The following is a 10122-nucleotide window of genomic DNA, read 5'->3' as shown; positions in this document are numbered from 1 at the left end:
TGCGGGCCTCGGTGTCGATCGCGATGACACCGTCGAGCCCGCTGACGTCGAGACCCGGGGTGTCGTGGTCGGAGCGGGGGCGGAACAGGTTCGAGGTCTTCTTGGCGAGGCGTACGAGAGCTCCCGGCGGGATCGCCCGGTAGGACTTCAGCAACCCGTCGACAGCCACGGCATGAGTGAGCCAACCTTTCACCCCACCAGACTAAGACCAATGAGTGACAGGCAGATTTCCGGGTCGGTTGCACCCCGCAACCACCCGCCCCCGCACCCGGTTCCGCGAGTGGCGCAGAACGAAGAAAATGAGACGGTGTGTCGTGCAGATCTGCGCCACTCGGGGGTCGGTTTGCGCCACTCGGCGCGCCGACGTCAGCGGGTCGCGAGGAAGCGAATCGCGGCGGCGTAGCCCTCGATGCCCATGCCGACGACGACCGCTGCGGCGATGTCGCTGAGGTAGGACGTGTGCCGGAACGCCTCGCGGGCGTGCACGTTGCTGAGGTGCACCTCGACGAGCGGTGCGGCGAGCTGGCTCGCGGCGTCACGGACCGCGACCGAGGTGTGGGTCCAGGCGCCGGCGTTGAGGATGACCGGCGACCCGGCGTCGGCCGCGTCGTGCAGCCAGCCGATCATCTCGGCCTCGGCGTCGGTCTGGCGGACCTCGATCTCGACCCCGGACTCCTTCGCGACGGCCTCGCAGCGGTCGACCAGGTCGGCGTACGTCGCGGTGCCGTAGACATCGGGCTCGCGCACGCCGAGGCGGCCCAGGTTGGGGCCGTTGAGGACGAGGACGGTCATGCGGTCACCTCTGCAGTTGCCAGATCAGCGCGGTGGCGGCGCTGGACGCACTCAGATCGTACTCACCGGCGGCCGTGAACCTCGCCTCGTCGCCGGCGGCCAGATCGGTGTCGCCGCACGTCATCGTGCCCGCCGTGACGATCGCGAGGCTGCGGGGCGCCGCCGGGACGGTCACGCTCTGCCCGGGGTCGAGGCGTACGGCGAACAGTGCGGCGGGCGCGTGGACCGGCACCGCGGGCGTCAGGACGCCGGGCGCGGGGTCGACGTCCACCTGGTCGTACTCCGGTTCGCCGTCGTGCTCGGACGCCAGCATCATCTGGACGAACACGAGCGGCTCGTCCGCCGAGGCGTTGCGCTCGGAGTGCCGCACTCCCGTGCCGGCGCTGAGCCGTTGCGCCGTGCCGGGGTGGATCCGGCCCGGTTTCCCCGTCGAGTCCTCGTGCAGCAGGACCCCCTCCAGGACCCAGGTCACGATCTCGACGTCGGCGTGCCAGTGCTCGTCGTACCCACGCGCGGCGTCGATGCGCTCGGTGTTGATCGCCATCAGCGGGCCGAAGCCGATCCGGTCGGGGTCGTAGTGGACGCCGTACGAGAAGTTGTGCCACGTCTCGACCCCGTCGCCCGCGGTGTGGAAGCGCTCCCTCGCGCGACGGATCTCAGGCATAGCCCAGCTCGTGGAGTCGGTCGTCCTCGATGCCGAAGTGGTGGGCGATCTCGTGCACCACGGTGATGCCGACCTCCTCGACCACGTCCTGCTCGGTGTCGCAGATCTCGAGCGTGGGGTTGCGGTAGACGTAGATCCGGTCCGGCATGGCACCGGCGTAGGTCCCGTCCCGCTCCGTCAGCGGAATGCCGTCGTAGAGCCCCAGTAGCGTCGGGTCGTCGGGCGGGGCGTCGTCCTCGATGAACAGCACGACGTTGTCGAGCAGCGCCGCGAGCTCGGCGGGCACACGGTCGAACGCCGCCTCGACCAGCTCCGCGAAGCGGTCCTCACCGATCTCGATCATGGGTCCATCCTGCCCGATGCGGTTTCGCACGGCGTCTCGTCACCCTCTATGCTGGTGCGGTTTCAGGCCCCCATCGTCTAGCGGCCTAGGACGCCGCCCTTTCACGGCGGTAGCACGGGTTCGAATCCCGTTGGGGGTGCCACTCATGAACGGGTCTTGACCTGCGGAGATGCCTTCGAGCAACCTGGACAACCCGCTCCTTGTTGCCTGATTGGCAACACTTTGGCAACAGCAGGATCAGTAGGGTCGACCGAAGGCGAAAATCCCGCCGTCTCGCCGAGGCCGTCGCTTGGTAGAAGACCGCGAAAACGAAGTGGCACACACCTGGTGCGGGGATCGGTCGCACGTAAGACCCGGGTATCGCATCGCGCACCGAGGTCACGCTGATGCTGCCGCGCGTCGATTGACCGACGGCTGCGCATTCGGCGTAGCCGTGGTGCGCGGGCAGGTGACGCCCGACTTGGTGGGCGAAGGGAACCGGCGCCCCAGCACCGCTGCCGGGCTGCGGTGAAACGACGATGCTCAGGTATCGGCCTTTCGTGCCTGGGCTTCGGCCAGCTCCTGATCGATCTCCGCCTGCAGGTTGCCAGCTGTGGTCTGCGTGACGGACGTCCTCTCGGCGTTCGGGAGCAGCGGTTCGATGTCGGTGCCCTGCTTGTTGACGGCAACGACGATCAGGCCTGCCTGACCCGATACGAGAAGGTCGCCGGCCTCACGGATCTTGTCCTTCGGGATGTTGTGGTGGAAGTGCCCCACGATGGCACCGGCACCGGCGCCGACGGCGACGCCGACTCCGGGCGCGACGACCGCCAGGCCCGCACCCGCCCAGGCGAGATGCTTGGTCGTGCTGTCATGGCGGTCGATGTCGAGCTTGCCGTCTGGGCCCTTGGCCACGACCGCCACAGCCGTGTGGTCGAACTCCCCGCTCCCGCGGGCGCTCCATACCCTGTCGAAGTCCTCGACGGCCAGGCTGCGGTCGGGGTACCTGGCCGCAGCCAGCGTGATGGGGGTGTCTGACTTCATGATGTGCCGCCTTGTCTCGACCCTTCGTGAGCGGGTCGGGTTTCTGGATCTGAACAATGCGTCTGGGTTGCTTCTTGACCTACCGCTGCCGCGGTGGGTCGAGCGGGTGCGCCTTGACCATCGAACCGCTCTGTCGTCGTCACGTCGTCACACAACCAAGGTGAAACGCTCCGGGTGCGCCCGCCCGCGGCGCGGACTCAGGGCGCGGACTCAGCGAGCGAAGTCGCGGCCGTGAACTGCCAACGAGTGGATGATGAACACGTTGAGCGCAATGATGAGGATCGCCCAGAACGGGTAGTACGGGATGAAGGCGAAGTTCGCCAGCGCGCTGAGGACGGCAAGGACGATGGCGACCACCCTGCCCCACGTCTGGCCCGACAGGACCGCGAAGCCCGCGAACAACACCACCAGACCGAGCAGCAGATGCACCCAGCCCCACTGGGTGGCGTCGAACTCGATGACGTAGTTGGGCGTCGCCCCATCGAGGGGCACCGCACGATGGTCGGTCCGACGGATCGCGGCTGTCGTCACGCAACCTGCGTGAAAGAGTGCCGCTCGCGCCTGGCTCCCGGCCGCGCTTTCACACGATCTCCATGATGTGCGGGGTCTGACAGCGGAGTGCACTGAGTCGGAATGAGGCTGCTGTCGGATGCGACACCAGCCACCGACCAGGAAGAGGAGACATCATGACCGACACGATGAACGAATCCGATGCACCGGTGCTGGATCTGCTCGCGCGGATGACGGCGGAGTCAGTCGACGCATCCGGCCTCGATTCGGAGACGTTGGTCCTGGCGCGGGTCGCCGCTCTCGTCGCGGTCGACGCGCCCGCCGTGTCGTACATGCTGAATCTCGGGGTCGCCGGTGAGATGGGGATCGAGCCCGAGAAGGTCCGTGGTGTGCTTGCCGCGGTGGCACCCATCGTCGGCACGGCGCGGGTCGCGGCCGCGACCGCGACCGGCAACATCGTCAAGGCACTCGCCGTCGAGATCGACGTGGCCGAGCTCGACAGCGAGAATGGAGGACCGGAGTGAGCGTTGACGCTCACCACGCGCGCGGCATGTCCTCCACGTCGTCCCAATGACCCGACAGCTCTCCCCTGAGCCCGTCGAGGGACCGCGGCGGGCACGCTGACCTGGCCCGTTCCCTGTTGAGTCGCACCTGGCCGGCGGCCGGGCCGCGGCTCGACGCTGGCTCACCGCCCCTCGGACATCACGCGATGTGCATGACGCGAGATCTGGGCGGCGACGACATAGTTCGAGGAGGAGTGTCGACCTCGAAGGGTGGGGCCCATGTCGGAGACCACGTTCGCGGTGCTCGCTCTGCTTGTCCTGGGCTGGGCTGTGGTGTCGGACCTGCTGACCCGGGCGAACCTCACGAGCCCTCTGGTGTTCATGGCGGCCGGTTACCTCCTGGCCAATCCGAGCTGGGGGCCGCTGGACCTCGATGTCGAAACGCCCGCGATGCACCGGGTCACGGAGCTGACCCTCGCACTCCTGCTGTTCTCCGACGCGGCGAGGGTGAACGTCGTGAAGCTGCGGCAGGACATCGGCGTCCCGACCCGCCTGCTCGCCATCGGGCTCCCGATCTCCATCCTCATCGGCACGCTGCTGGCCGCCTGGCTCCTGGATGATTTCCCGTGGGCCCTCGCACTGTTCGTGGCTGCCACGTTGGCGCCGACCGATGCCGCTCTCAGCGCCCAGGTCATCAACGACGAGAAGATCCCGATGCGACTGCGCCGGTCGCTCAACGTGGAGAGCGGTCTGAACGACGGGATCGCGACACCGGTCGTCGGTCTCGCCCTGGCCGCCGCGGCCACGGAGCTCGGCGCGGCGGGCAACGGAGAGTCCGGCGGAGCGGTCCGGCAGCTGGCCATCGGGCTGCTGGTGGGCCTGGCGATCGGGGTGGGCACCGCCGCCCTGGTCAATCTGGCCTCCCGGCGCCACTGGGTGGAGAACGGCGGGCGCCGCATCGCCACGCTGGCCGCGGCAGTCAGCAGCTTCGCTGTCGCGGTCTCCCTCGACGGCAACGGATTCATCGCGGCCTTCGTGGCGGGCATCAGCTTCGGCGCTGTCCTCGGGCACGACGTGACTCCGGTCCACGTAGCGACCGAGCTGCCAGAGCTCCTCGGAGAGGTCCTGGCGCTGATCGTGTGGTTCATCTTCGGCGCCGCTCTCGTACCGGTGCTCCAGGACACCTTCGATCTGGCCACGGTCGTCTACGCCTTCCTGAGCCTCACCGTCGTGCGCATGGTCCCGGTCGCTCTGGCTCTGCTGGGCACGGGTCTGGACGCCCGCAGCGTTGTCTTCATGGGCTGGTTCGGTCCACGCGGCCTCGCCTCGATCGTGTTCGCCCTCTTGGCGATCGAGGAGCTCGGCGAAGGTCCGCTGGTGGATCGGGCGGTTGCCACCGTGTCCCTCACCGTCATGTTGAGCGTCGTGCTGCACGGCGTGACGGCGGGCCCGTTGGGACGTCGCTACGTGCGGCTCACCAGCTCCGGTGCCGGCGCTGTGGCGGGGCCCGGAGCGGAGCCCCGGTCGCGACGAGTCGCTCACGACCCGGCCTCGACGCAGGTACCGGCCAGCAATGCGGCGCGAGGTGTCCGCTGATCACCGGCAGGTTCGTTCAAGTTGGGTGAGGACTCCCGGACGGGTGGCGGCCATCGTGGTCGAAAGCACTGGATGAGTCAGAGACGGAGACCCCCATGAGCAACTCACCCGACCATCACGCACGGAGCATGTTGCCGATCCCGCACCGCAAGGTGCCGGGCCTGACGACCTACGATGCGAAGGACCCGGACACTGCCTTCCCCCCGATCGAGCCGTTGGTTCCGCCAGAAGGTGCTCCGAACGTCCTGATCGTGCTGCTCGACGATGTCGGCTTCGGGGCCAGCAGCACCTTCGGCGGCCCGTGCAACACACCGACCGCGGAGCGTCTGGCCGCAGGCGGCCTGAGGTACAACCGTTTCCACACCACCGCGCTGTGCGCGCCGACTCGCCAGGCGCTGCTGACTGGACGCAACCACCACTCGGCGGCCATGGGGAACATCACCGAAGCGGCGACCTCCGCCCCGGGGCAGAGCTCCGTGTTGCCGAACACCATGGCGCCCTTGGCCACCACGCTCAAGCTCAACGGCTACTCGACCGCCCAGTTCGGCAAGTGTCACGAGGTGCCGGTGTGGCAGTCCTCGCCACTGGGTCCGTTCGACGCCTGGCCCTCTGGTGGCGGTGGGTTCGAGACGTTCTACGGCTTCATCGGGGGCGAGAACAATCAGTGGGACCCTGCGCTCTACGAAGGCACGACCCCGATCGAGCCACCGGCGACGGCTGAGGAGGGCTACCACCTGACTGAGGACCTGGCCGACCACGCGGTGAACTGGGTACGGCAGCAGAGGGCCCTGATGCCCGACAAGCCGTTCTTCGTGTACTTCGCCCCGGGCGCGACCCACGCTCCGCACCACGTCCCGAAGGAGTGGGCCGATCGGTACGCTGGCCAGTTCGACGACGGGTGGGACGCTCAGCGCGAGCGCACCTTCGCGAAGCAGAAGGAGGTGGGGATCATCCCGCCCGAGGCGGAGCTGCCCGCCCGACACGCCGAGATCAGCGCATGGGACGACATGCCTGATGACCTGAAGCCGGTGCTGGTACGCCAGATGGAGGTCTATGCCGGCTTCCTCGAGCACACCGATCACCACGTGGGCCGGATCATCGACACGCTGGAGGAGCTCGAGATCCTCGACGACACCCTGATCTACTACATCATCGGCGACAACGGTGCCTCCGCCGAGGGCACGATGAACGGCGCCTTCAACGAGATGGCCAACTTCAACGGCATGGCCGAGCTCGAGACCACCGAGTTCATGCTCAGCAAGATGGACGAGTTCGGCTCGCCCAGCTCCTACAACCACTATTCGGTCGGCTGGTCCTGGGCCATGAACACCCCCTTCCAGTGGACCAAGCAGGTCGCGTCCCATTGGGGCGGCACCCGCAACGGCACGATCGTGCACTGGCCGGCCGGGATCTCCGAGCAGGGCGGCCTCCGCTCGCAGTTCTGCCACGTCATCGACGTCGCTCCGACCGTGCTGGAGGCTGCGGGTCTCCCGCAACCGACGATGGTGAACGGCGTGCTCCAGGCCCCGATGGAGGGCTCGAGCATGAACTACACCTTTGACGGCGCGGCCGCCGAGGAGCGACACGACCTCCAGTACTTCGAGATGTTCGGGAACCGCGGCGTCTACCACAAGGGCTGGAGCGCGGTCACCAAGCACAAGACGCCGTGGATCATGGTGGGCCAGACCATGCCGGCCTTCGACGACGACGTGTGGGAGCTCTACGACGGCAACGTGGACTACTGCCAAGCGCACGACCTCGCCGCCGACCAGCCGGACATGCTCGCGAAGCTCCAACGGCTGTGGCTCATCGAGGCGGTCAAGTACAACGTGCTGCCGCTCGACGACCGGACGTCGGAACGGTTCAACGCCGACCTCGCCGGCCGTCCGACGCTGATCCGCGGCAGCTCGCAGCTCTTCTTCAGCGGCATGGGCCGGCTCTCCGAGAACAGCGTGGTCAGCATCAAGAACAAGTCGTTCTCGGTCACCGCCGACGTCGAAATCCCCGAAGGTGGTGCCGAGGGCGTGCTGATCGCCCAAGGCGGCCGCTTCGGCGGCTGGGCGCTCTACGTCAAGGAGGGCCGAGCCAAGTTCGTGTACAACGCCCTCGGCATCCAGGAGTTTGCCACGGTCGCGACGTCCCCGATTTCTCCGGGCAGGCACCAGGTGCGCATGGAGTTCGCCTACGACGGGGGCGGGCTCGCGAAGGGCGGCGACGTCACCTTGTACTACGACGGCGACGCCGTCGGCGCCGGCCGGGTTGACGCCACCCAGCCGATGGTCTTCTCGGCCGACGAGACCACGGACATCGGTCAGGAGACCGGCACCACAGTGACCCCCGACTACACCCCGCCCTCGAGCCGGTTCACCGGCAAGATCCACTGGGTGCAGATCGACCTCGGCAGCGACGACCACGACCACTTCATCAGCCCCGAGGAGCGGCTCCGGGTGGCGATGGCCCGTCAGTAGGCGTCGACCTCACCGCCCCCGGCCAACGCCATCGCTGATCGGGGGCGGTTCGATCGGATCACGCGAACGCCTCGTTGCGGCGCCGCGATGACGTCACTCCGGATCTGTCAGCGACTCGAGCGCGACGACGGTGGCCAGCAGGAGGCCGACATCCTCACCGTCCCCGACCTCGACGCCATAGGTGTCGCGGACGCGAAACCAACGCTTGGAGATCGTGGCCACCGTGTCGCCGTCGCGCTCGATCTCGTACTCGTGGTCGACGATGTTGCCGTGGGCCTTGAGGTCGTCACCGCCCTGGACGTCGATCACGAAACGGTCCCGCAGGCCCACCATCGCCTTGCGAACGGTCGCGAGAGTTCGGTCGTCCCGCTCGATCGCAACCTTGTCGCGCACACTCATCTTCCGTTCCTGGATCTTGGCGACCTCGCGACCGGAGGAGTCTTCCAGGACGAACGTGCTCCGCACCCTGACCCGCTTGCCGTCCACGCGATAGGCGCGGTTGCCCTCCTCGTCCTCGATCCAGAAGTCGTCGCCGATCGAAGCCAGCTTCTGCTTCATCCGGAAGCGGCGCACGTCAGCGTCGTCGTCTCGTCCGCGCAGCATCCCCATGGCCGATCCGCCCTTTCGTAGCATCGTGGCGAGCCTAGATCTGCCCGACGCGAGCGGCTTCACCCAGATCGCATGAACTACCCGACCGCGAGGACACCGGGCCAGGCTTGTTCACGCTCAATGGGTGAGGACGGTCGACGTCCGGGGCGGCAGGCTGGGGACATGGCTCCCTGGATTGCAGCTGCGTTGTACCTGCTCGACCTGACCGTCAAGGTGATCGCGCTGGGTGTGGTGCCCAAGAACAGACGCCCGTCGAGTGGCATGGCGTGGCTGTTGTTGATCATGCTCATCCCCCTGTTCGGGTTCGTCGTCTTCCTCATTCTGGGGAGGACCCGACTCGGCCGCCGGCGTGACGAGCAGCAGGCTGAGGTCAACGCGCTTGTCGCGGAACGGACGGCGCAGGTACCCACCCTCGAGGACGACTTCCCCGGGCCCGCGTACGTCAAGTCGGTGTCGACCCTGAACCGGAACCTGGGGGCGCAACCGGCGATGCCAGGCAACCAGGCGATCCTGTTCCCTGCGTACAAGGAGTCCATCGCGGCGATGACCACCGAGATCGAGAGCGCTGCCTCCTGGGTGCACGTCGAGTTCTACATCACCGCCTGGGACGAGGTGACCGCGCCGTTCTACGAGGCGTTGGTACGTGCGGTGCAGCGCGGCGTCACGGTCCGCCTGCTCTTCGACCACCTCGGGTCGCGCGGCATCCCGGGCTACAAGGAGTTTACGGCCCGGCTGGACACCACCGGCATCGAATGGCATCCGATGCTGCCCATCGTGCCGCTCAAGGGTGAATGGCGGCGGCCCGACCTGCGCAACCACCGCAAGATCCTGGTGGTGGACGGCGTAGTGGCCTTCACCGGGTCGCAGAACCTGATCGAGCCCGGCTACAACAAGCCCAAGAACCACGAGCTCGGACGTGAATGGGTCGAGCTCGTGGCGCGCGTCGAGGGTCCGGTGGTCAGCGCCCTCAACCTCCTCTTCGCCACCGACTGGTACAGCGAGACCGAGGTCAAGCTGGCCGAGGAGCTCGGCACCGCCTCACCCCCGGTCGGTGAGATCGAGGCGCAGGTGATCCCGAGTGGACCGGGCTTCGCGACCGAGAACAACCTCCGCGCCTTCACGACGTTGCTCTACTCGGCGCAACGGCGGCTGTCGATCACCAGCCCCTACTTCGTGCCGGACGAGTCGCTGCTGTACGCGATCACCACGGCAGCCCAGCGCGGGGTCGACGTGGAGCTGTTCGTGAGCGAGGCCGGCGACCAGTTCATGGTCTACCACGCCCAGCGCTCCTACTACGAGGCGTTGCTGCGCGCAGGAGTACGGATCTACATGTATCCCGCGCCCGCGATCCTGCACTCGAAGTTCTTCAGCGTCGACGACGACGTCGCGGTGCTGGGCTCGAGCAACATGGACATGCGCTCCTTCGGCCTCAACTACGAAGTCTCCCTGATGCTCCTCGGACCCGAGGTCGTCACCGAGATGCGCAAGGTCGAGGACTCCAACCGAGCGATCGCCAAGGAGCTCGTCCTGGAGGACTGGTTGGCCCGGTCCAAGGGCTCGGCCTACCTGGACAACGTGATGAGGCTGACCGCTGCCCTCCAGTGAGCCGTCTGG

10 protein-coding genes, 1 tRNA gene and 1 pseudogene are annotated in these 10122 nt (G+C 67.4%); 5 read left to right on the top strand and 7 right to left on the bottom strand.

Annotation, left to right across the window (positions count from 1 at the left end; genetic code table 11):
* The 4 genes and pseudogenes from JWQ91_RS07575 to JWQ91_RS07560 form a co-directional block, all read right to left on the bottom strand.
* Positions 1-193 (bottom strand): annotated as a pseudogene (locus tag JWQ91_RS07575) (FAD-binding protein); the annotation flags it as partial.
* Between the two features lie 173 nt (positions 194-366).
* Positions 367-792, bottom strand: a complete 426-nt coding sequence (aroQ, locus tag JWQ91_RS07570) for a type II 3-dehydroquinate dehydratase (RefSeq protein ID WP_297782253.1) — start codon at positions 790-792, stop codon at positions 367-369.
* A gap of 4 nt (positions 793-796) precedes the next feature.
* Positions 797-1456, bottom strand: a complete 660-nt coding sequence (locus JWQ91_RS07565; protein ID WP_297782252.1) for a pirin family protein — start codon at positions 1454-1456, stop codon at positions 797-799.
* Positions 1449-1799 (bottom strand): metallopeptidase family protein, encoded by a 351-nt coding sequence (locus JWQ91_RS07560; protein WP_297782251.1) that lies wholly within the window; start codon positions 1797-1799, stop codon positions 1449-1451. The genes JWQ91_RS07565 and JWQ91_RS07560 overlap by 8 nt, the downstream gene beginning before the upstream one ends.
* Positions 1800-1865: 66 nt before the next feature.
* On the opposite strand from JWQ91_RS07560, the gene JWQ91_RS07555 reads away from it, so the two are divergent.
* A tRNA-Glu gene (locus tag JWQ91_RS07555) sits at positions 1866-1941 on the top strand.
* Between the two features lie 380 nt (positions 1942-2321).
* On the opposite strand, the gene JWQ91_RS07550 is transcribed toward JWQ91_RS07555, so the two are convergent.
* Both JWQ91_RS07550 and JWQ91_RS07545 read right to left on the bottom strand, forming a co-directional pair.
* Positions 2322-2822 (bottom strand): DUF1269 domain-containing protein, encoded by a 501-nt coding sequence (locus JWQ91_RS07550; RefSeq protein ID WP_297782250.1) that lies wholly within the window; start codon positions 2820-2822, stop codon positions 2322-2324.
* Positions 2823-3032: 210 nt separating this feature from the next.
* Positions 3033-3314, bottom strand: a complete 282-nt coding sequence (locus JWQ91_RS07545) for a hypothetical protein (RefSeq protein WP_297782249.1) — start codon at positions 3312-3314, stop codon at positions 3033-3035.
* Positions 3315-3520: 206 nt separating this feature from the next.
* Here JWQ91_RS07545 and JWQ91_RS07540 point away from each other — a divergent pair, with 206 nt between their 5' ends.
* From JWQ91_RS07540 to JWQ91_RS07530, 3 genes are all read left to right on the top strand, one after another.
* Positions 3521-3856 carry a carboxymuconolactone decarboxylase family protein gene (locus JWQ91_RS07540; protein WP_297782248.1) on the top strand — a complete coding sequence of 112 codons (336 nt, stop codon included), beginning with the start codon at positions 3521-3523 and terminating at the stop codon, positions 3854-3856.
* Between the two features lie 258 nt (positions 3857-4114).
* Positions 4115-5431 carry a cation:proton antiporter gene (locus tag JWQ91_RS07535; protein WP_297782247.1) on the top strand — a complete coding sequence of 439 codons (1317 nt, stop codon included), beginning with the start codon at positions 4115-4117 and terminating at the stop codon, positions 5429-5431.
* 95 nt (positions 5432-5526) lie between these two features.
* On the top strand, positions 5527-7899 hold the full coding sequence (locus JWQ91_RS07530) for an arylsulfatase (protein ID WP_297782246.1): 2373 nt from the start codon (positions 5527-5529) through the stop codon (positions 7897-7899).
* Positions 7900-7992: 93 nt separating this feature from the next.
* Here the strand turns inward: JWQ91_RS07530 and JWQ91_RS07525 are convergent, their stop codons facing one another.
* Positions 7993-8532, bottom strand: coding sequence for an LURP-one-related family protein (locus tag JWQ91_RS07525; protein WP_297782245.1), 540 nt, complete (start codon positions 8530-8532; stop codon positions 7993-7995).
* A 138-nt stretch (positions 8533-8670) separates the two neighbouring features.
* Here JWQ91_RS07525 and cls point away from each other — a divergent pair, with 138 nt between their 5' ends.
* Entirely contained in the window at positions 8671-10113 is a 1443-nt protein-coding gene (gene cls / locus JWQ91_RS07520; protein WP_297782244.1) for a cardiolipin synthase, read from the top strand.
* Positions 10114-10122: the final 9 nt, after the last annotated feature.

The organism is Aeromicrobium sp., from assembly GCF_025965075.1.
Lineage (GTDB): Bacteria > Actinomycetota > Actinomycetes > Propionibacteriales > Nocardioidaceae > Aeromicrobium.
Note: the sequence above shows the minus strand (reverse complement) of the source record. Positions and strands in the feature narration are given on the sequence as shown.

Excerpts from the sequence above, each read along its gene's own strand:
- JWQ91_RS07565 (WP_297782252.1), bottom strand. The coding sequence starts at position 1,456 with ATGCCTGAGATCCGTCGCGCGAGGGAGCGCTTCCACACCGCGGGCGAC.
- JWQ91_RS07525 (WP_297782245.1), bottom strand. The coding sequence starts at position 8,532 with ATGCTACGAAAGGGCGGATCGGCCATGGGGATGCTGCGCGGACGAGAC.
- aroQ (WP_297782253.1), bottom strand. The coding sequence starts at position 792 with ATGACCGTCCTCGTCCTCAACGGCCCCAACCTGGGCCGCCTCGGCGTG.
- JWQ91_RS07540 (WP_297782248.1), top strand. The coding sequence starts at position 3,521 with ATGAACGAATCCGATGCACCGGTGCTGGATCTGCTCGCGCGGATGACG.
- JWQ91_RS07535 (WP_297782247.1), top strand. The coding sequence starts at position 4,115 with ATGTCGGAGACCACGTTCGCGGTGCTCGCTCTGCTTGTCCTGGGCTGG.
- JWQ91_RS07550 (WP_297782250.1), bottom strand. The coding sequence starts at position 2,822 with ATGAAGTCAGACACCCCCATCACGCTGGCTGCGGCCAGGTACCCCGAC.
- JWQ91_RS07530 (WP_297782246.1), top strand. The coding sequence starts at position 5,527 with ATGAGCAACTCACCCGACCATCACGCACGGAGCATGTTGCCGATCCCG.
- cls (WP_297782244.1), top strand. The coding sequence starts at position 8,671 with ATGGCTCCCTGGATTGCAGCTGCGTTGTACCTGCTCGACCTGACCGTC.
- JWQ91_RS07560 (WP_297782251.1), bottom strand. The coding sequence starts at position 1,799 with ATGATCGAGATCGGTGAGGACCGCTTCGCGGAGCTGGTCGAGGCGGCG.